16 protein-coding genes are annotated in these 20848 nt (G+C 68.0%); 6 read left to right on the plus strand and 10 right to left on the minus strand.

Features of this window, described 5'->3' with window-relative positions; genetic code table 11:
• Positions 1–40: 40 nt before the first annotated feature.
• Positions 41–1528 (plus strand): APC family permease, encoded by a 1488-nt coding sequence (locus ACP4J3_RS34875; protein WP_426540308.1) that lies wholly within the window; start codon positions 41–43, stop codon positions 1526–1528.
• A 205-nt stretch (positions 1529–1733) separates the two neighbouring features.
• Here the strand turns inward: ACP4J3_RS34875 and trpC are convergent, their stop codons facing one another.
• From trpC to ACP4J3_RS34905, 6 genes are all read right to left on the minus strand, one after another.
• Positions 1734–2519, minus strand: coding sequence for an indole-3-glycerol phosphate synthase TrpC (trpC, locus tag ACP4J3_RS34880; protein ID WP_426540309.1), 786 nt, complete (start codon positions 2517–2519; stop codon positions 1734–1736).
• A 52-nt stretch (positions 2520–2571) separates the two neighbouring features.
• Positions 2572–3909, minus strand: a complete 1338-nt coding sequence (locus ACP4J3_RS34885; protein ID WP_426540310.1) for a ferredoxin reductase family protein — start codon at positions 3907–3909, stop codon at positions 2572–2574.
• 138 nt (positions 3910–4047) lie between these two features.
• Positions 4048–4362: an AbfB domain-containing protein gene (locus tag ACP4J3_RS34890; protein WP_426540311.1), complete on the minus strand. Its 315-nt coding sequence runs from the start codon at positions 4360–4362 to the stop codon at positions 4048–4050.
• A gap of 150 nt (positions 4363–4512) precedes the next feature.
• Positions 4513–4695, minus strand: a complete 183-nt coding sequence (locus ACP4J3_RS34895; RefSeq protein WP_426540312.1) for a hypothetical protein — start codon at positions 4693–4695, stop codon at positions 4513–4515.
• A 93-nt stretch (positions 4696–4788) separates the two neighbouring features.
• Positions 4789–4932, minus strand: a complete 144-nt coding sequence (locus ACP4J3_RS34900) for a hypothetical protein (protein ID WP_426540313.1) — start codon at positions 4930–4932, stop codon at positions 4789–4791.
• Positions 4933–5321: 389 nt separating this feature from the next.
• Positions 5322–6011, minus strand: coding sequence for a FadR/GntR family transcriptional regulator (locus tag ACP4J3_RS34905; RefSeq protein WP_426540314.1), 690 nt, complete (start codon positions 6009–6011; stop codon positions 5322–5324).
• A gap of 546 nt (positions 6012–6557) precedes the next feature.
• On the opposite strand from ACP4J3_RS34905, the gene ACP4J3_RS34910 reads away from it, so the two are divergent.
• Entirely contained in the window at positions 6558–8789 is a 2232-nt protein-coding gene (locus ACP4J3_RS34910) for an alpha-L-fucosidase (RefSeq protein ID WP_426540315.1), read from the plus strand.
• 138 nt (positions 8790–8927) lie between these two features.
• Here ACP4J3_RS34910 and ACP4J3_RS34915 read toward each other — a convergent pair whose 3' ends face one another.
• From ACP4J3_RS34915 to ACP4J3_RS34925, 3 genes are all read right to left on the minus strand, one after another.
• Positions 8928–10574 (minus strand): glycoside hydrolase family 27 protein, encoded by a 1647-nt coding sequence (locus tag ACP4J3_RS34915; protein WP_426540316.1) that lies wholly within the window; start codon positions 10572–10574, stop codon positions 8928–8930.
• An 88-nt stretch (positions 10575–10662) separates the two neighbouring features.
• Complete coding sequence (locus tag ACP4J3_RS34920) at positions 10663–12081, minus strand: non-reducing end alpha-L-arabinofuranosidase family hydrolase (RefSeq protein WP_426540317.1); 1419 nt, start codon at positions 12079–12081, stop codon at positions 10663–10665.
• Between the two features lie 182 nt (positions 12082–12263).
• Positions 12264–13622 carry a glycoside hydrolase family 43 protein gene (locus tag ACP4J3_RS34925; RefSeq protein WP_426540318.1) on the minus strand — a complete coding sequence of 453 codons (1359 nt, stop codon included), beginning with the start codon at positions 13620–13622 and terminating at the stop codon, positions 12264–12266.
• A gap of 354 nt (positions 13623–13976) precedes the next feature.
• Here ACP4J3_RS34925 and ACP4J3_RS34930 point away from each other — a divergent pair, with 354 nt between their 5' ends.
• The 4 genes from ACP4J3_RS34930 to ACP4J3_RS34945 all read left to right on the plus strand — a co-directional run bounded on the left by ACP4J3_RS34930 (position 13977) and on the right by ACP4J3_RS34945 (position 18301).
• Positions 13977–14285 (plus strand): hypothetical protein, encoded by a 309-nt coding sequence (locus ACP4J3_RS34930; RefSeq protein WP_426540319.1) that lies wholly within the window; start codon positions 13977–13979, stop codon positions 14283–14285.
• Positions 14282–15757 carry a family 43 glycosylhydrolase gene (locus ACP4J3_RS34935; RefSeq protein ID WP_426540320.1) on the plus strand — a complete coding sequence of 492 codons (1476 nt, stop codon included), beginning with the start codon at positions 14282–14284 and terminating at the stop codon, positions 15755–15757. The genes ACP4J3_RS34930 and ACP4J3_RS34935 overlap by 4 nt, the downstream gene beginning before the upstream one ends.
• Positions 15688–15858 (plus strand): RICIN domain-containing protein, encoded by a 171-nt coding sequence (locus ACP4J3_RS34940; protein WP_426540321.1) that lies wholly within the window; start codon positions 15688–15690, stop codon positions 15856–15858. Before ACP4J3_RS34935 ends, ACP4J3_RS34940 begins: the two co-directional genes overlap by 70 nt.
• A gap of 133 nt (positions 15859–15991) precedes the next feature.
• Positions 15992–18301: a beta-L-arabinofuranosidase domain-containing protein gene (locus ACP4J3_RS34945; protein WP_426540322.1), complete on the plus strand. Its 2310-nt coding sequence runs from the start codon at positions 15992–15994 to the stop codon at positions 18299–18301.
• Positions 18302–18419: 118 nt separating this feature from the next.
• Here ACP4J3_RS34945 and ACP4J3_RS34950 read toward each other — a convergent pair whose 3' ends face one another.
• Positions 18420–20687, minus strand: coding sequence for a glycoside hydrolase family 97 catalytic domain-containing protein (locus ACP4J3_RS34950; RefSeq protein WP_426540323.1), 2268 nt, complete (start codon positions 20685–20687; stop codon positions 18420–18422).
• Between the last annotated feature and the right edge of the window lie 161 nt (positions 20688–20848).

A 20848-nucleotide genomic window follows, 5' to 3' on the forward strand; every position in this document is an offset into this window, starting at 1 on the left:
CCCCTCCCCCGCCGACCTCACGCACCACGCGGAGACCTCCATGACCGAACCGCAGACCCCCATCGCTCCCCAACGACCCCCCTCGGCCACCGGGGCGGACCCGGTCGGCCGTCTGCAGCGCGCCACGCTCGGCGTCGGCGACATCGTGTTCTTCGTCGTGGCGGCCGCCGCCCCGCTCACCGTCATGGCGGGCATCGCCCCGCTCGCGATCCTCTTCGGCGGCATCGGCGCCCCGGTCGCCTATCTGACGGTCGGCGTCGTACTGTGCCTGTTCGCCGTCGGTTTCACCGCCATGACGCCGCACATCCGCAACGCGGGCGCCTTCTACTCGTACGTCTCGCGGGGCCTGGGCCGCCCTGCCGGACTGGGGGCCGCGCTGCTGGCGGTGTTCTCCTACAACGCCCTGCAGATCGGCACCTACGGGGCCTTCGGCTTCTTCGCCGCCGGCACCGTGAACGACCTCCTGGGCGTCGACCTGCCCTGGCCGGTCCACGCCTTCGCGGGGATCGCCGTGGTGTGGTTCCTCGGCTTCCGGTCGATCCACGTGGGCGCCAAAGTCCTGGCCGCTTTGCTGATCGCGGAGACCGCCATCCTGGTGCTGCTGGCGGGCGCGATCCTTCTCAAGGGTGGTGCGAACGGGCTGAGCCTGGCCTCCTTCGCCCCCTCCAACGTCTTCACCTCGCAGATGAGCGCGCCGTTGGGCCTCGCCATCGCCGCCTTCATCGGCTTCGAGTCCACCGTCCTGTACCGCGAGGAGGCCCGCGATCCCGACCGCACCGTCCCTCGCGCCACCTACCTGGCCGTCGGCTTCCTCGGCCTCTTCTACACGTTCGTCGTCTGGGTCATCGTCCAGGCCTTCGGCGACGACAAGGCCGTCGGGACCGCGGCACAGAACCCCGCCGAGATGTTCTTCACCGCCATGACCCGCTACGTGGGCGGCTGGGCCACCGACCTGCAGCGCGTGCTGATCGTCAGCAGCCTGCTGGCCTCGCTGCTCGCCTTCCACAACGCCATCACCCGCTACGGCTACGCGCTGTCCGCCGAGGGTGCCGCCCCCGCCAGCCTGGGCCGTATCCATCCCCGGCACGGCTCGCCCTGGGTCTCCGGCATCGCGCAGACCGCGCTGGCGGCCGTCGTCACCGCCGTGTTCGCCGCGATCGGCGTGCACCCGTACAACCAGTTCCTGCTGTGGGTGAACACCCCCGGCGTGGTCGGCATCCTCGCGCTGCAGACGCTCGCGGCCTGCGCCGTGGCCGTCTTCTTCCGCCGCAACCCCGGCGCCCACGGGGCGGGACGCCTGCGCACGCTCGTCGCGCCGGTGGCCGCCGCGCTCCTCCTGGCCGTGATCACGGCACTGGTCTGCACCCGCCTCAATCTCTTCACCGGTGCCACACCGGCCGTCAACTGGACGCTGGTCGCGCTCACTCCGGTCGTCTTCGCGACCGGCACGGCACTCGCCGTGCGGATCCGTCGCAGCCGGCCCGAGGTCTACGCCAGGCTCGCCACCACCGACGTCGACTCCGTGTGAGCGTCCCGGGCAACAGGACCGCTCGGTGAGCCGGCAGTTCGAGAAAGAGGGAGGGGTCGGGAAGCCGAACGTGCTCCGTGGCCGCCCCCTCCCCACCGAACCCACTGAATACGGCCCAGGCTTCCACTGCAGCCGGAGCCGGAGCAGCATCAGTCCGGCGGCTCGGTCGGCGTTTCCACTGTGCCGCCGACCGAGCCGTACGCCGTTACGCCCCGGCCGCCTCGATGAACTCGCGCACGGCCGTGCTCGGGTCCCCCGAGCGGACCAGTGCCTCGCCGACCAGCACCACGTCGGCTCCCCAACCGCGGTACTCCGCCACGTCCTTCGGGCCCGTCACTCCTGATTCCGCGACGCTGACCGTGCCCTCCGGGATGGCCGTCACGAGGTCGGCGAACACCGTGCGATCCACGTCCAGGGTCGTCAGATCCCGCGCGTTGATGCCGAGCAGCTCGGCTCCCGCGGCGGCGGCGCGCCGCACTTCGTCGGCCGTGTGCGCCTCCACCAGCGGCGTGAGGCCCAACTCCTTGCACAGCCCCATCAGGTCGGCGAGCTGACCGTCGTCCAACGAAACGACCATGAGCAGCGCAAGATCGGCGCCGTGCACACGGGCCTCCCAGAGCTGATAAGGGTCGACGATGAAGTCCTTGCGCAGGACGGGCACGCCGACCCGGGCGCGTACGGCGTCCAGATCGGCGAGAGAGCCGCCGAAACGCCTGCTCTCGGTCAGCACACTGATCGCAGCGGCACCACCGGCCGCGTACTGGGCCGCGAGGGACGCGGGGTCGGGGATGTCCGCCAGCGCGCCCTTGCTGGGGCTCCTTCGCTTCACCTCGGCGATGATGGACACCCCCGGCGCCCGGAACGCGGGCAGCGGGTCGAGCGCGGGCGCCACGTCCGCCGCTCGGGAGCGCAGCTCCGCCAACGGCGTCGCGCGCTTACGCTCCTCCAGGTCCTCGCGAACTCCCGCGAGGATCCCGTCAAGAACGCTCATCGTCCTCTCCCTGTCGAATGTCACTCGGATCGGTCATGGGCTCAGGCGGGGCTCAGGCCAGGCCGAACCTCTCGGCGTGCACTTGCCGCTGGGGAACCTTCAGCCCGCGCAGGGCGCTGAGCACGGCCGAGGTCATCGCGGGCGGGCCGCAGACGTACACGTCGCGTTCGGCTATGTCGGGAACCAGGTCACGGAGACTGTCCGGCTCGAACGGCGCGTTCCCCTCCCCCGTACGGCCGGTGAGCAGGTGCAGCCGCCCACCGCGGTCGGCGACCAGGTCTCGTACCTCGTCGACCAGCACGGCGTCGTGCTCGCTGCGCACCCGGTAGAGCACGACCACGTCGCCGCCCGCTTCCTCCTCCAACAGGGCGCGAACCGGCGTGATCCCCACCCCTCCGGCGATCAGCAGTGCGCCGGGCCGCGTTCGATGCAACGAGGTGAACGCCCCGTACGGCCCCTCCACGAAAGCGCGGCTCCCGACCGGGACGTGCCGCAGGCCGCCGCTGGTGCTGCCGACCGCCTTGGCGGTCAGGCGCAACGTGCGGCCGTCAGGAGCCGCCGACAGCGAGAACGGATTGGCCGGCCACCAGTGGTTGTGCCCGGGGAACCGCCAGATGCAGAACTGGCCGGCCCGGGCCGGCAGCCTGTCGAGGTGGCGGCCGGTCACGCGCACCGACACCACGTCGTCCGACTCCACCACCACCTCCGCGACCTGGAACCGATGATAGGCGTTGCGCCACACAGGCATGACGATCCGGCCCGTGACCAGGGCACCGAACGCGAACAGCCACAGGGCCCACCAGTAGATTTTCGCGGGCGCGGAGGAGCTGAAGGTCGTGGTCTCCTGCAACTGATGGACGAACGCCAGCCCCAGCGCCAGGTACAGCAGCAGGTGCACGCCGTGCCACGTCTCGTACCGCAGCCGCTGCCTCACCTGTCGGGCGGAGACCGCGGCGACCACCACGACGATCGCCGCGGCCAGCATCCCGAGCAGGGAAGCCGGCACTCCGGCCAACGCGAAGAAGGTCTTCGTCATCGGCGCGTCATCGAGCCTCGCGTAGCCCAGCACCACCAGCACGGCGTGGGTGAGGAGGGTCCACAGCAGGGTGAAGCCGACCCACCGGTGCCACACCGTGAGCCGGTCCATGCCGATACGGCGGTCGAGCCACGGCAGCCGGGCCACGAGCAGCAGTTGGAACAGCATCAGCACGGCGGTGTGCAGGCCGAAGAACTTGGCGACCGTGAGCACCCCGTTCTTGCCGGTCCCGGCGGTGAGGAACAAGGCCTCGACGATCACCAAGTTGACGGTGACAAAGGTCCACAGCGCCCACCGCGCCGCAACAACCGGAGGTATGGTGCCTTGCCGCACCGGTGAAATGGTCGCCTCCACCGCTTCCCCTTTTGTTCATATGACGCACTTGCGCTCGGGTCCTCATCTGATACGACGCCCGGTCGCGGAAGGAAGTGAGGAACCCGACCCCTCACTCGTCGGCGCGTGCCGACCGCTGTCGACCGGTACGTTGAGCGATTAAGGCCTTGACCGCAAGCGATGCCCGCGGGCACCTTTTCCGGGTGCCCGCCGGCGTCGGCTCGGTTCGTTCATGCGGAAGGTGGCGTCGCCGCGTCCTGTCGTGGTGGTGATCGGGTCGGGGCGGAGCTGGTACGCGTAGTGCCGGATATAGCGGTCCGGGTAGTTGTACGACTGGAACGACGACCAGCTTGAGTCGGCGAGCCCGGCGACCTGCCGGAACGTGGCGTCCGCGGCGAACCGGGGGGTGCCGCCGTTGCGGGCGAGCTGGAAGTCGTAGTTGGAGTGGCGTAGGAAGTAGCCGGGGTAGTTCACCGACTCGAAGGAGACGGTGCCGGAGCCGGCCAGGCCGGGCCGGGCCGCAGCCGGAACTTGGCGCTCCCCTCGGCCGCCGTCAGGGGCAGGATCGAACCGTGGCGCTTCTTGTTGACGCCCATGTTGTAGCTTCCCGATGCCGGGAGCTTGTCACTCGTTGCGGTCGCGGAACTTCATCCACATCGGACCCTCGACCTGGGCACCGGTCAGGTCGATGCCGGAGAGGTTGCCGAGGTTGGTCCATGTCCCGAGGATCGAGTTGCTGCCTTCGAGGGTGATCTGGCCGTCGCCGGAGGCCCGTACGTAGCGGTAGTTGCCGATGCCGGCCGGCATTTCGACGATCAGGGTGTCGATGAGTTCCTGGGTGCCGGGACGCTCGATGTAGATCTGCGGGGTGGAGATGATGCGGAAGTCGCTGGTGCGGGCCTAGTAGATGATGGAGCCCTCCCAGTTCTGCCCGCAGCCGATGCACAGGTCGCTCGCGATGATCCAGTACTTGTCACCGCCCGGGGAGCGGACCAGTGCGGGGTCGCGCACCCCGCGCGTGCCGACCGTGGAGCGCAGGGTCATCCCGCCGCCGTTGAGGTCACTCCAGTTCAGGCCGTCGGTGCTGTGCGAGAAGTAGATCTGCTGACCGGTCGGCCCCTCCCGGTGAAGTGCGTCATCAGATAGCCCGGGTCAGCAGTGACGGCCCGGTCCGGTCCGGTGTGGTCAAGGCCTGGCCTGTGAAGAGCAGGCACGCGGCGACCGCGCACGGTGCCGGTGATGGCACGGTTGTCGATTCGAGCGCGTGGAGTTGTCCGATAAATCGAATGGCGTTCGTAGGGTCGGGCAGACGTTAAGCGTGGGCAGCAGGAGGCGTCAATACCTCCGGCAGCAGAGGTGCACTGGGACCTGAGAAGGCGGGCCGCGGGCCTGCATCGACCATCCGGCTGAGGGAAGTACGCCGAGTGCGCCCGTCACTCCGACCGCAGATGCTCCCTCAGCCACTGCTCAGTGTTGCTCACATGCAGCAGCGCGGCGGCTTGACTGAGTGTGGCGTCACGGGTGGACAGGGCGTTGAAGATCGCCTCGTGCTCGGCGAGGGTGCGGCCCGCGGCCTTGTCGTCGACCAGACCGCGCCAGATGCGGGCGCGCAGGGTGCGGCCGGAGATCCCTTCGAGGAGGGTGAGGAGGGTTTCATTGCCGGTGGCCGAGACGACGGCGCGGTGGAAGGCGGCGTCGTGGGCGTTGAGCTGTTCGACGTCGTCGCGGGCCTCGCGCATGGCGTCCAGGTGCCGCTTCACCTCGGCCAGATGCTCATCAGAAATCCGCGTGGCGGCAAGCGCCGTGGCCATCGGTTCGAGAAGCCGCCGTACCTCCATGAGGTCCTGCAGCGCCACCGAGTCGCCCTGCAGCAGCTCCACCGCACCGCCCAGCCCCTCCAGGAGCAGGCTCGGCTGCAGGCTGGTCACATAGGTGCCGTCGCCTCGCCGGACCTCCAGGACCCGCGCGACGGCCAGAGCCTTGACGGCCTCGCGGGCGAGGTTGCGGGACAGGCCCAGTTGGGCGGCCAGGTCCGGCTCCGGCGGCAGCTTCGAGCCCGGGGGCAGGGCACCGGTCCGGATCAGCTCACGGATCCGCTCGATGGCTTTGTCCGTCAGAGACACCGCGCATCCCTCCCCCCACCGTGCCCCGCCGGCACGTCCGACCTGATGAGTCCCCGGGCGCGAAGATCGCCCCAGAGACCGTCGGGGACGTGCTGATCATGGAGTTCCACGTTCGTACGACCTGTTCCGGGGTCCGCATGCCGAGGGTGATGTTGATGATACTGGGATGCATGTGCGGGAAGGCGATCGCGGCGACGGCCGGCGTAGCCCCGTACACAGCGACGCCGTGAAGATGATCCCCCTGTCCGCGCGCCCGCACCGGCGTCGCCGTGTTCGGCGCTTCCTCGCCGCCACACAGGCGTAATCAGCCATGAGACCCTGACAGACATTCCATGTCTGGCCAGTAAAAAATCGCATCAAACATGATGCAAAGTGAACCAACTACCTGACCGTAAAGCGCCATTCATCCCTGCACCCTGGTTGACATCCCAGGGAGACATGGCCGACCTTCATGCGTAACACGCGGCGCCCCAGACACACGCAACCGCGAAACGGTCTTCGTTCCCCTGCCTTCCCCTTGTCCCCTTTCGTACCAGGGATGTGTCCATGTCGAGCTCGATGCACAGACGCCAGTTCCTGGCCGGCGCCACCTGCGTGGCCGCGGCGGCTGTCGCCGGAGGTGTGTTCGGTGCCGGTGTCGCGCAGGCGGCGCCCAGCACGTACACGCCGGACTGGAACTCGGTCGACCAGCACCCACCGGCCCCGGAGTGGTTCCAGGACGCGAAGTTCGGAATCTACTTCCACTGGGGCGCCTTCAGCGTCCCCGCTTACGACAACGAGTGGTACCCGCGCAATATGTACCAGGCGGGCAGCAACGCCAACCGGCACCACATCGCGACCTACGGCCAGCCAGCAGCATGGCCGTACCACAACTTCATCAACGGCGCTCAGGACCCGGCGGGCAACTTGGTGAAGTTCGCGCCGAAGCTGAAGTCGGCCGGCGGGAAGTTCGACCCCGACGAGTGGGTGCAGCTTTTCGTCGACGCCGGCGCCAGGTTCGCGGGTCCGGTCGCCGAGCACCATGACGGCTTCTCCATGTGGGACAGCCAGGTCAACGAGTGGAACTCGGTGAAGAAGGGACCAGGCCTGGACCTGTTGGGGCTCTTCTCCACGGCCATCCGTGCGAAGGGCCTGAAGCTGTTGGTGGCCATGCACCACGCGTACAACTTCACCGGCTTCTACCAGTACGCCCCCGCCCAGACGGACCCGAGCCTCAAGAAGCTCTACGGGCAGTTGGGGCCGGCCGCGGAGAACCAGCTCTGGTTCGACAAGCTGAAGGAAGTCATCGACCGCGCCCAGCCCGACATCCTGTGGCAGGACTTCAACCTGGACGAGGTCGACGAGCAACAGCGCCTCAACTTCCTGGCGTACTACTACAACCAGGCCAACAACTGGGGCCGTGAGGTCGTCACCACGTACAAGGACGGCATGCACGGCAAGGGCGAGGTCTTCGACTTCGAGCGCGGCGGTCCCGCCGACATCACCACCCCGTACTGGCTGACCGACGACAGCATCTCCAGCAGCAGTTGGTGCTACACGCAAGGCATCGGCTACTACAGCATCCAGCAGATGCTGCACTCGTTCATCGACCGGGTCAGCAAGAACGGCAACATGCTGCTGAACATCGCGCCGATGGCCGACGGCGCCATTCCGCAGGCGCAGAAGGACATCCTGCTGGGCATCGGAGACCATCTGAAGCGCTTCGGCGAGTCGTTGTACGCGACCCGCGCCTGGACGGCGTACGGCGAGGGCCCGACGAAGATGGGCGGCGGCTCGTTCACCACCCCGCACGCCGGCACGCCGCAGGACATCCGCTTCACCCGCAACAAGGCCAACAGCGTCCTGTACGCCACCGTCCTGGGCTGGCCGGGCAGTTCGCTGACGATCAAGACTCTGAGCTCGGACCGGATCAACCTCTCGTCGCTGACCTCGGTGAAGCTCCTCGGCTCCACCGCGGGCACCTACATCGACCTGCCCGCACCGACGCAGAACTCCTCCGGCCTCACGGTCACCCTGCCGTCCTCCGCGCCGTACAGTGCGGGCGCCTACGTCCTGAGGCTCTCGTTCTCCGGCACGATCCCGGGCCTGCGGCCGCTCGCCGGCGCCATCGGCTTCCGGGACGTCGACTACACCGGCGAGTACGCCCTGCTCCCCGTCGGCGACCACACCGCGGCCGACCTGACCGCGGCCGGACTGGGCGCGCGCACCCTCTCCTCCCTCCGCCCGGCCCCCGGCTACCAGGTGATCGGCTACTCCGGAGACAACTTCACCGGCACCTCCTGGACCTTCACCGCCGACAACCCCGACCTCAGAGTCACCGGCAACAACGACCGGATCACCTCACTGAGGGTGCAGTTCAACCCCGCGACGTACTTCCGGATCAGCAACGTCACCAACGGCCTCGCCCTGGACAGCGGCGGCAACGTCGCCTCCGGGTCCAACCTCAAGCAGTGGACCTGGGACGGCAGCACCAACCTCCAGTGGCATGCGGAGGCGCTCGCAGGCGGCTACTACCGGCTGGTGAACCGTACGAACGGCATGGTCGCCGACGGCTGGGGCGCCACCGCCGACGGCTCCGCCGCCCGGCAGGCGCCCTGGAACGGTGGCACCAACCAGCAGTGGACGATCACCCACCGGGGCGGCGACAGCTACTCGATCGCCAACCGCACCACCGGACTGGTCCTCGACGGTGGCGGCGACGTCGACTCGGGCTCCGTCACCAAGCAGTGGACGTACGGCAGCAGCACCAACCTGCTGTGGACCTTCGCAGCGCTGTGACCCTCGCACCGCGATGACAAGCGGCTGCGCCACGAAGAGGCTGAAGGCCGGAGGGGCAGTCCCCGCAGCTTGGCCTGCTGTCGTGGGACTGCCCTCAACCGATCGGGCGTCTTCCTGCGCGGTGGTAGGGGCGGTGGGTTACGGGAGCGTGGTCCACTTCTGGTTGTTCTGGCCGTTGCAGGTCCACAGGATGGCCCGGGTCCCGTTGGCGGTTCCTGCCTGTTCGGCGTCGAGGCACAGCCCGGCGTGGACGTTGCGGATCGAGCCGTCGGCCTGCATGGTCCACTTCTGGTTGTTCTGGCCGTTGCAGGGCCAGATGATGACCGGCGTGCCGTTGGTGGTGCCCTGGCCGGAGGCGTCCAGGCACTTGTCGCCGTAGACACGGATCTCGCCTCCGGCCCACGTGGTCCACAGCTGGTTGGCGGCCGTGTGGCAGTCCCAGATCAGCGTCGCCGTCCCGGCCGCGGTGGAGGCGCCTTCCACGTCCAGACAGCGGCCGGACCCGGTACCGCGCAAGCGTGCGGTGGTGGAGTCCAGCGGGCTGCCACCGGTCATCTTGAACACGGCGACACCGTGCGCGGGAACACTCGCCGAGATCTGACCGGACGTGCTGGACGTACCGCCGGTCCACAGATCCGTCAGGGTGAACGGCCCGCCGGACAGGCCGACCTGCGCGGCCGTGGTGCTGATCGTCGTGGTGCTCCCTCCCCGGTTGAGCAGGCCCACCGCGACCGAGCCGTCCGCGAGAGGCTTGGCGAACACCTCGGTGTTCCCGTCGTCACGCACCCTGCGCCCGCCCGCACCCAGCGAGTCCTGGTTCACCGCCAGCAGACGCGGATTGCGCAGGATCGCGCTCACATCGGCGGACATGGTGCGGATGTCATTGCCGGCCATGAGCGGGGCACCCAGCAGCGACCACAGAGCGAAATGGGAACGGGACTCGGTCAGGGACAGCCCCGGACGGCCGACGACCAGCATGTCCGGGTCGTTCCAGTGGCCCGGTCCCGACTGCGCCGCCAGCGGCGCGGTGACGTCCAGGACGTTGCCGACACCCATCGGATAGCTGTTGGTGTTGTTGTTCTGCCAGATGTCGAGCAGATCCTCGGTCGTCCGCCACAGGTCGGCGACCTCGCCCCAGTTGTACTTGTCGCCGGTGGGGGCGTGGAAGCTGTTGGAGTTGATGCTGTAGACGATCGGCCGCCCCGTGGCACGCAGGGCGTCGCGCATGATGGTGAACCGTGCGACCTGCTCGCTGAGGGTGCCGCTGCCGGAGCACCAGTCGTACTTGAGATAGTCCACACCCCACGAGGCGAACGTGGCGGCGTCCTGGGCCTCATGGTCCTTGCTGCCCGTGCGGCCGGGGTAGGTGCCCACGCCCTGCGCGCACGTGACCTCGTTGGGCGCCTGGTAGATGCCGAACTTCAGGCCCTTGCTGTGGATGTAGTCCCCGAGCGCCTTCATGCCACTGGGGAACTTGGTCGGGTTGGCGCGGAGGTTGCCTGCCGCGTCGCGCTGCGGGTCGAACCAGCAGTCGTCGACGACGACGTACTGGTAGCCCGCGTCCTTCATGCCCGAGGAAACCATCGCGTCGGCGGCCTGGCGCACCTGCGCCTCGGTGATCCCGCACCCGAAGCTGTTCCAGCTGTTCCACCCCAGCGGCGGGGTGAGCGCCGGGCTGCCCGGCGCGGCCTCGGCGGTCGTGCCGGCGGAGGCGGTGACGCAGGCGGTGAGCGTCAGCGCGGTGGCTGTGAGGAGACGCAGCAGTCGTCTGTGTATGGGAACCATGGGGGGCCTTCCTGGGAGACAGGGCGGAAGCCGCTTGTGACCGTGCCCGACAGGCACGGTCACAAGCTTCTGGTCGTGTGCCCGCGGGTCAGCGCTGCAGGGTGAGCAGGGCCGGCCGGTACGGCAGCTTCAGGTAGTCGGGGTTGTTCGCGTTGGGGTCCCTGCCCTGGTAGAGGAACTGCAGGTTGCAGGGGTCGATGGTCATGGTCTGGTCAGGGTTGTTGCGGATCAGGTCACCGTGGCTGATGTCGTTGGTCCAGGTGGCGCCGCTGTTGGCCTTGCCCGCGAAGGGGTTGCTCTCGCTGCCGGCCTGCTCGGTCCACGGACCGTTCAGGCTGGAGGCGGTGAACGAGCGGAAGTAGCGCCCGTTCGCACCCTTTGCCTCGACGATCATGAGGTACTGGTTCTGGCCCTGGACCTTGTAGACCTCTACCGCCTCGAACAGTCTGTCCTCCGTGTCGCTCATGACCGTCGTGTACGACGAGCCGTAGCTGCTCGGGAAGTTCCCGATCGGCATGGTCGACTTGAAGATGCTGCCCTTGTCATTGGCGAAGAACAGGTGCATGTTCTGGCCGTCGCCGATGATGGTCGGGTCGATCGGGCCGCCTACGGGGAGGTCGCCGTTGAACAGCTCCTGCGGCGCGGACCAGCTATTGGCGTTGGTGGGGTCGCTGGAGGTGCGGTAGGTGAATTTCCAGTTGGTACCCCACCCGTTCGAGATCAGCACCCAGATGTCCTTGGGCGCGAAGTAGAACAGTCTGGGCGCCACCGCGAGCTGGCTCATCTGGGTCTGGGTGGCCGAGGCCATGTCGGACCAGTTCGTGAAGGGACTGAACATCATCGAGCGCCATCCCGGTTCCGTGGCGTTCGTCGCGTAGACCAGGTGCTTGCCGTTGTACGTCACGGTGGTGAAGTCCTTCAGCGAGTACCACCCGTTCGACGGCTGCGCCAGCGGGCCGGTCGAGGTCCACCGGTACGTCGACGGAAGAGAGCACGAGTTGGGCGTCCCGGACAGGCCGGTCCACTTCTGGTTGTTGCCGCCGTTGCAGTTCCAGAGCTGCACCGCCGTGCCGTTGGCCGTGGCGCCGCCCGAGACGTCCAGGCACAGCCCGGACTCCACGGCGACGATCGTGCCGTCGGCGTTCACCCGCCACTGCTGGTTGGTACCGCCGTTGCAGGCCCAGATCACCGGCCGGGTACCGGCCGTGGTGGCGTGGCCCGGGACATCCAGGCACTTGTTGCCGTACACGGTCAGCTGGTTGTCGTCCGTCAGCGTCCACTGCTGGTTGGTCCCACCGTGGCAGTCCCAGATGTGCAGTTCGGTGCCGTCGGTCTGGCCGGCGCCCGGCACGTCGAGACACCGGCCGGAACCGTCACCACGCAGGGCGCCGCTGGTGGCTGCCTGAGCCGGGGTGGCGACGAGCATCGTCGCCAACGAGACCAGGGCCGCGCTCGTGGCGGCGAGCACCACAGACAGGTGTCTGCGGCTGAAACTTCGTCTGTGCATGGGGACCTCGTCATCCTTGAGTGAGCGGTTCTGGTTGGCTCGTTGGAGGCTGTGCGGGCTGTCGATGCGCGGCGGCGCGGATGCCTGGCCGAGTGACATGTCCCTGTGCTGGAACGGCTGTACCGACGAAAGCCGCGCCGCCGTGGGTGGGTTCCGCGACGGCGCGGCAGGGGGCGGGTGGGTCAGACCCAGGGGCTGACCACCGTGAAGGAGCTGTCGGCTCGGAAGGTGTCGGTGTTCTGGTAGGGATCCACGCGCAGTGCGTAGTTGTAGTGGCGCAGGTAGCGGCCGGGGTAGTTGTACGACTCCAGGCGGACGGAACCGGATGCGGTGCCGGGGCGGGCGCAGTAGGTGGCGTCCTTGTCGAAGATGTCGCTGCCGTTGCCGCTGTCGAAGCGGATCCGGAAGTCCCAGTGGCGCAGATAGCGGCCGGAGGAGTCGCGGAAGGAGTAGCAGTTGGCGTCGGCGAGGCCGGGCACGACGGTGAAGGTGGCGCTCTGCTTGACGGCGGTGCTGCTGGAGGAGTTCACCGGGTCGATGTAGCCGAGGCTGTCGGAGCGCACCACGGCGTACCGGTCGGGGAAGTTGACGGACCGCAGCGACCTGGTGGTGTCGGTGGGCAGGGTGACACCGCCGGGGACCGTCTCCTTCAGCACGGTGGCGTGGCGTATGAAGCCGGACAGCCCGGGCACCTCGGTGGGCGTGGACCAGGTGGCGAAGTTGTCGTGGCTGTCGCTGTACCAGTACTTCCCGGCGCGGTAGCCGTCGTAGTAGATGCGCCAGCCGCCGTTGTCGAGCTGGACCAGGGCCGGGCCCTCGACCCAGTCGCCGAATCCGGCCCAGTTGCCCGTCTTCCGCATGGTGTAGGGGCCGGTGAGGCTGGAGGCGGTGGCGTACTCGATGTACTTCGTCGTCTCGTTCTTGGTGAACGCGTGGTACGTGGAGCCGACCTTGACGATGAAGGTGTCGATGTAGTTCGGGCCGATACCGGACAGCTGGGTGGGCGCGGACCAGGCGGTCAGCGCGGAGTTGGTCGCCGTGAGCTTGTAGGCGGTGAAGTGGGTGGCGGTGCTCGCCGACGTCAGGGACACGATGACGTTGACGCTGCCGTCGGTGTCGATGAACCACTCGGGCGCCCAGGTGCGGGTCAGCCCGCTGATCGGGATCGTGTGGTTGTACAGGAACGTCCAGTTCACCCGGTCGCTGCTCCGCGCGAAACCGATCGTGTTCCCGGTCCAGTTGGTGGTGTAAGTGAGGTAGTAGAAGCCGTCGGTGTGCTTGAAGATGCTGGGGTCCCGGATCAGACCGGACGGCGGGGTGTAGGCGGGACCCTTCCGCAGCGTGAATCCGGTGGCGTCCGGCGAGTCGTACACGTACATGTTCGACTCACTGCTGTTGGTGAACGCGGTCATCGTGTACCGCGTGGCCTGCCCGGCCGGTGGGGCGGCGGCCGAGGCGGTGCCCTGAAGGGCGGGTACGCCCAGCAGGAGCAGCAGCAGGGGGCCCAGCAGGGCGAGCAGCGTTCTTACGGTTCTGTTCAACTCTTCCTCCGGGCACGGCCCGTCCGCTTGGCCGATCGCCGTGGCGAGAGACGTGATTGTTCGAAATTGCGAACAACGTGCGACACTTCGAGCAGAAGATAGATTTGCGGCGAGGTTCCGTCAATGTTTCCGACGAGTTCCGTCTAGGCGCATTTCGTGCCGCCCGGACAACGAAAAAGCCGTACCGTCGCACACGTTGACTTCTGTACGGGGCGCCCTTTACGTTCGGCGCGACCGTGTCCGGCAATTCGACCGGCGTTCGGAATATCGGTCATTCGCGGTGCGAGAGCGGTCCCGCCTCCGGAAGGAACCCCCCATGCCCCGAACCGCGCGCTTTCCAGGCGCGAAACGCCTGTGCAGAGACCTCCTGGTCCGCCCATCCTCCAGGTCAACGGCCGGCAGGCCACGGTTTCCTTCCCGTCGACCGGCTCCTGGACCACACCGGGCACCGTCTCGGTCGCGATCTCCCTGGCAAGGGGTTCGTCGAACACGCTGACGTTCTCCAACTCCTCGCCTGGACACAGCAGTCGAGCCGCTGCCTCGGCATCAGCGACAACACCATCACCCGAGTCGGGAGCGGGAGCCGTACTCCCGGCTCTCCGGGCCGTCCCGGTATCTGCGCTGGACGGTGTCTCGAGCCGAAACCGCCCATACATGCGATGACTTCCGACGAAAGACAGATCGTGGACATCACCAGACGACAGCTCGGCCGGCTCGCCGCGGTCGGCGCCGGGGCGCTCGTGTCGCCGGGCCTGCTGCCACCGAGCACGGCCGCGGCAGCCACGCCTCCGGCCGGCACCTGGGGTGACCAGGGCGACGGCACCTACGCCAACCCGATCCTCCCGGCCGACCTCAGCGACTGGGACTGCATCCGGGTCGGCTCCGACTACTACGGCATCACCAGCACGTTCGGATACTCACCCGGCATGGCCGTCCTGCACTCGAAGGACCTGGTCAACTGGCGCACGCTCGGCGGCTCGGTCGACGACGTCACCCGCATCGGACCGGAGCTGAACTGGGACCGGATGAACCGCTACGGCCGCGGTGTGTGGGCCGGGGCCCTCCGCCACCAACTGGGGCGGTACTGGCTGTACTTCAACACGCCCGACGAAGGCTCCGGCTGGAGCGACGTGTGCCCGTTCTGGGAGGACGACGGGCAGGGCTACCTGGTCACCACGCACTACTCGGACAACTACAAGATCCACCTGTACAAGCTGTCCGAGGACGGCAAGTCGCTGGTCGGCCCGGCCCCGGTGGGCCAGCAAGCTGTACAAGATCGACGGTGTCTACTACCACCTGTTCAGCGAGGTGAAATCCGAGGGCCGGGTGCTCATGATGAACCGCGGCTCCAGCATCTACGGCCCGTTCGAGACCAGGCAGTTGCTGCACGTCAACACCTCGGTGGACCGCGAGCCCAACCAGGGCGGGCTGGTGCAGGCTCCCAGCGGCGCCTGGTATTGGGTGACGCATCACGGCACCGACGGCTGGGAGGGGCGCGTGCTGTCCCTGCTGCCCGTGACCTGGGCGGACGGCATCGGCACCATGGCGTGGACCGGCCAGGTGCCCGCCGGCGGCACGCCCGGTCTGCCGGTCGACGCCCTGCCCCCGTGGTCACCAGCGACCTGTTCACCGACACCCGCCTGGGGCCGCAGTGGGAGTGGCACTACCAGCCGCGCGCGGACCATTGGTCGCTGACCGAACGCCCCGGCTACCTGCGGCTGAAGGCGTTCGCACCCCTGGCGGCCGACAACCTCACCAAGGCCGGCAACACCCTCACCCAACGAGTGCTGCGCACGGCGGGCGGCGCGACGGTGACCGCACGCCTCGAACTGGCCGGCCTCGCCGACGGCCAGCACGCCGGACTGTGCCACTACGCGGCCACCTACATCGGGCTGGGTGTCCGGCGCCCCGGCACCACCACCACGATCGCGCACAACGCCGGCGGCACCCTGACCAACGGGCCCGAGATCACCCAGAACGCCGTGTGGCTGCGCACCTCATGGGACGTGAACGGGGTCAGCCGGTTCTCCTACAGCCTCAACGGGACCACGTTCACGGCCTACACGTGCGTCAGCGCGCGCAGCGCAAGGTCGCCGACGTCTGCCGTGCGTCGAACGCGGACGGCGCCGCCGTGATCCAGTGGCCCGGCACCGGCAAATCGAACCAGCACTGGGCCTTCCAGTCCACAGCGGACGGCTACCACACCATCACCTGCGTCCGCAGCGGCAAGGTGTAGGACCGTGCAAGGACATCCGATGGCGCCGCATCGGCGGCACACAGGCCCATGACGTGTTGCACCCGACCGCCGGACACATGAGCCGACACACCAACGACCAAGCAATCGCTCTCTCGTCATCGAAAGGTGCAAGATGTCTTCCTCCCTCAGCAGACGGCGCCTCCTGCAAGTAGCCGGGGCCACCGCCGCAGCCTCTGCCACCGGCTCCTTCATCGGCGCATCTCCCGCCCACGCCGCGGCTGTTCCTCCCGCGCGGGCCGATATGGGGGTCTCCGCGCACCCCTTCGAACTCGGCCAGGTCCGGCTCACCGCGAGCCGGTGGCTGGACAACCAGAACCGTACGCAGAACTACCTGCGGTTCGTCGATGTCGACCGGCTGCTGTACAACTTCCGTGCCAACCACCGGCTGTCCACCAACGGCGCGGCTGCCACCGGCGGCTGGGAGGCGCCGACGTTCCCCTTCCGCACCCACTCCCAAGGGCACTTCCTCACGGCATGGGCACAGCTGTACGCCGTGACCGGGGACACCACCTGCCGGGACAAGGCAACCCACATGGTTGCGGAGTTGGCCAAATGCCAGGCCAACAACAGCGCCGCCGGCTTCAACGCCGGATATCTCTCCGGCTACCCCGAGTCCGACTTCACCGCTCTCGAGCAGCGGACCCTGAGCAACGGCAACGTGCCGTACTACACCATCCACAAGACCCTCGCCGGCCTGCTCGACGTATGGCGTCACATCGGCAGCACACAGGCCCGGGACGTGCTGCTCGCCCTGGCGGGATGGGTCGACTGGCGCACCGGCCGGCTGAGCGGCCAGCAGATGCAGGCCATGCTGCAAACCGAGTTCGGCGGCATGAACACCGTGCTGACCGATCTCTACCAGCAGACAGGCGACGCACGGTGGCTCACCGTCGCCCGGCGGTTCGACCACGCCGCGGTGTTCGACCCCCTGGCGTCCGGCCTGGACCAGCTCAACGGACTGCACGCCAACACCCAGGTACCCAAGTGGATCGGGGCCGCCCGGGAGTACAAGGCCACCGGCACGACCCGCTACCGGGACATCGCCACCAACGCCTGGAACATGTGCGTCACCTCGCACACCTATGCCATCGGCGGCAACAGCCAGGCGGAGCACTTCCGCGCCCCGAACGCCATCGCCGGCTACCTGAAACAGGACACGTGCGAAAGCTGCAACACCTTCAACATGCTCACCCTCACCCGGGAGCTGTTCGCGCTGGACCCGAACCGGGTCGCGCTGTTCGACTACTACGAGCGGGCGTGGCTGAACCAGATGATCGGCCAGCAGAACCCGGCCGACAACCACGGCCACGTCACCTACTTCACCCCGCTCAACCCGGGAGGCCGACGCGGTGTGGGCCCCGCCTGGGGCGGCGGCACCTGGAGCACCGACTACGGCACCTTCTGGTGCTGCCAGGGCACGGGCCTGGAGATGCACACCAGACTGATGGACTCCATCTACTTCCGCAGCGACAACACGCTGATCGTGAACCTGTTCGTGCCCTCGGTGCTCAACTGGTCGGAGCGCGGAATCACGGTCACCCAGACCACGACCTACCCCGTCAGCGACACCACGACCTTGCAGGTCACCGGCAATGTCAGTGGGACCTGGGCGATGCGCATCCGCATCCCGAGCTGGACCACCGGGGCCACCGTCAGCGTCAACGGCGTCGCGCAGAACATCAACACCACCCCCGGCAGCTACGCCACCCTGACCCGCTCCTGGACCTCCGGCGACAGAGTCACCGTCCGCCTGCCCATGCGGGTCATCATGCGAGCGGCCAACGACAACCCGAACGTCACCGCGATCACCTACGGCCCCGTGGTCCTGTCCGGCAACTACGGCAACTCCTCGCTCAGTTCCCTGCCTTCGCTGAAGACGTCCTCGATCGCACGGACCAGCAGCAGTTCGCTCGCCTTCACCGCCACCGCCAACGGCTCCACCGTCAACCTGGGCCCGTTCCACGACGCGCACGGCCACAACTACACCGTCTACTGGAACACCAGCGACACCGTCCGTCTCGCCAACGTGGGCAGCGGTCTCGTGCTGGGCATCCAGAACATGTCCACGGCCGACGGTGGCCGCGCTCTGCAGTGGCACGACTCGGGTACCGCCGACCACAACTGGCAAATGATCACCGACGGGAACGCGGTCCGCTTCCGCAACGCCCACAGCGGCAAGGTGCTCGGCGTCTTGAACATGTCCACGGCAGACGACGCGACCGTCCTGCAGTGGTCGGACAACGGCACCGCCGACCACAGATGGACGCTGCTCGACCAGGGAGACGGGACCTACAAGATCCGCAACGAGCACAGCGGCAAGTTGCTCGCCATCGCGAACAACTCCACCGCTGTGGGTGCGTTCGCAGTCCAGGACTCGGACGATGGCACGGCCGACAACCGGTGGCGCATCGTGAGGGACTAGGGTCTGCCGCGGAAGTAGATCTTGGTCGTGCGGGCTCCCGGCCCGGGGTGGATCGCCTACCAGCGGGCCGGGACTCTCGGAGTGCGCTACTGCTGAACGGCTGTCTCGTCCAGCGACGTCAGGAGACGGTGAACATCTGGTGGTCGGTGCCGTCGAACGGGCGTTGCTCCAACTGGTCGCCCTGGGCGCTGCCCGCGGTGAGGTAGAGACCGCTGTGGCGGTTGAGGAGCCGGATACGGCCGTTGCCCGCGTCTTCCGCCAGCCATTCGTCGTTGGTGTTCGCGTTGGCTTCGTACGGGTACTGGATGGCCTTCGCGCCCGCGTCGCGGGAGGCCCACCTGGTGACGACGTCCTTGCCGCTCGCCTGGTTGACGATCCGCGTGTATCCGTCGTCGAGGGGCACGAAAGCGAAGCGCTGGTTGGTGCCGCCGGTGCCGGGCCAGCGGATGATCTCGGCGTCGTTCGCGAGGCTTGCGCCCTTCACGTCGAGTACGTGGCTGCTGCCGGCGATGGTCACCGTGCGGTTCCCGGTCGGGAGGGCCACGGCCTTGGTCAGCCTGACCACATGGCCGCCGCCCGCGACCGCCGGGATGCTGAGCGTGTCACCGGCCTGGATGACCTTGCTGGTGCGGGTCAGACCATTGGAGCCGTCGGTGGTGATCTCCGCGTGCCAGGTACCGGAGCCGAGGAACGCGGTCGGGTAGCTGATGGTGGTGGCGCCGCCGCGCCGTACAGCCCCGACGAACCACCGGTCGCCGTTGCGGCGCGCGATGACCCCTCCGGTGAGCGGGTCGCCCGAGACGTACTTCGTCTCGTCCCACACGGTCGGCAGCATGCGCAGCCAGCGCTGTGCCTCGGGCCGGGCCTGGTAGTCCGAGATGCGGCTGCCGGGCAGCATGATGCCGCTGTCCAGGAGTACGCCGAGGGCGAGTTCGGCGGCGTCGCTGTTCGGGTTGGACTGCTGGAAGCTCATCGGCGAGTAGTCGGCCGGGCCCAGTACGCCGCGAGTGAACGGCAGCGCGGCCACGTGCCCGATGTCCCGGCCGCCGGGGTATTCCTCGCCGCGGACGGCCTCATTGGTCAGCACGTGCGGCCAGGTGCGGTGGACACCGACGGACAGGCGCGAGCCGTGCAGATCGACCATCAGCCTGTAGCGGGCGGTGTCGGCCAGGGCCGCGTCGTACCACTGCTGACGGGCCTGGGTCTCGGAACCCATGAAGTCCATCTTGACGCCGACGACACCCCACCCGGTGATCTTGGTGAACTCGGCTTCCCGCTCGGCGGCGGTGTCCAGGTCCTGCCAGTGATACCAGAGCATGATCCGCACGCCGCGCTCGCGGGCGTAGGTCACGAGCTCGGAAATGATCGCCTCGTTGACCTTCCACCCGTCGTCCACCAGAAGATAGGGCCAGCCCTGCGAGGAGGCGTAGTCGGCCCACTGCTTGAGCTTGGTCAGGTCGCGCTGGGTGTCCCACATGCCGTCCAGCCACGGCCACGCGGCGACACCCGGCTTGATCCACGAGGTGTCGGAGATCTTCGACGCGGGCGCGACGTCGTCGACCAGCGTGGACTCCACGACCGTCGCCGTGCTGCCGATGGCGGCGGTGCGCCACGCCGTGGTGAACGCGCCGGATCGCACGATCTGCGCGTCGGCCAGCGCGACGGTGAACCGGCCGGTGCCCTGGGTGTGGGTGAACCGGCCACCCGAATAGCCGCCGTCCACACCGGACTCGGCGAGCAGCACCCGCGCACCGTTGGCCTGTTGGGCGAACATGCCCATGTCGTAGGAGCCCGTCGGGACGTCGGCGACCGCAGAGGTCACATAGCCCCGCTCGTGATCGGGACTGAACACCTGCCGGGACAGCTGGGCGTCGGCCGGCAGTTGGAACGACGTCGCCTCTCTCAGCACCGTCGCACCCGACGGCAGCTCGTAGCGCAGCGCCATTCCGTCCGCGGACGTGCGGACGTGCACGGTCATCTGCGCGGAGCCCTTCGCGAACACCAGCCTCGTCTCGGTCGCGGACCGCGTCCGGTCGCGGGACTTCCCCGCTTTGACCTCGTAGTTGTACGAGATGGGCGTATCCGTGCGTCTGACGAACTCCAGTCCGGTGGTGAAGTCGGCCTGGCTGGTCACCAGCCCGATCGGAGCGGGTATCAGGGCCTGGCGGCAGTTCCAGGTCGCGCCGAGCGAGAGGGCGCCGTTCGCGTCCAGAGCCACGGTGGCGCGCACGCCGTCACAGCCGGTCTGTGCGACACCGGGCTGGACCGAGGTCCAACTCCCCGGCGTGGCGGCGGACGCGGGCGGCGCAGTGACCGAGCCTGTGCCGACGAGGACGGCGACGGCCGTACCGGCGACTCGAATCCAGCTTCGTTGTTGGAGTTTCATGCGACCTTCCGAGGGGGGTTGCAGGTGGTCCGCCGCGTATCGCTGGCGCCGGGAGCGGGAGGGAGACTGCCTTTACATCCCATCACCGTCAAGAGATAAGCCACAGAATCTAGATGTTTGTCTGCAGTCTTGGCTGATACACCTGTCATTTATGGGATGTC

The organism is Streptomyces sp. UG1 (assembly GCF_049974585.1).
Lineage (GTDB): Bacteria > Actinomycetota > Actinomycetes > Streptomycetales > Streptomycetaceae > Streptomyces.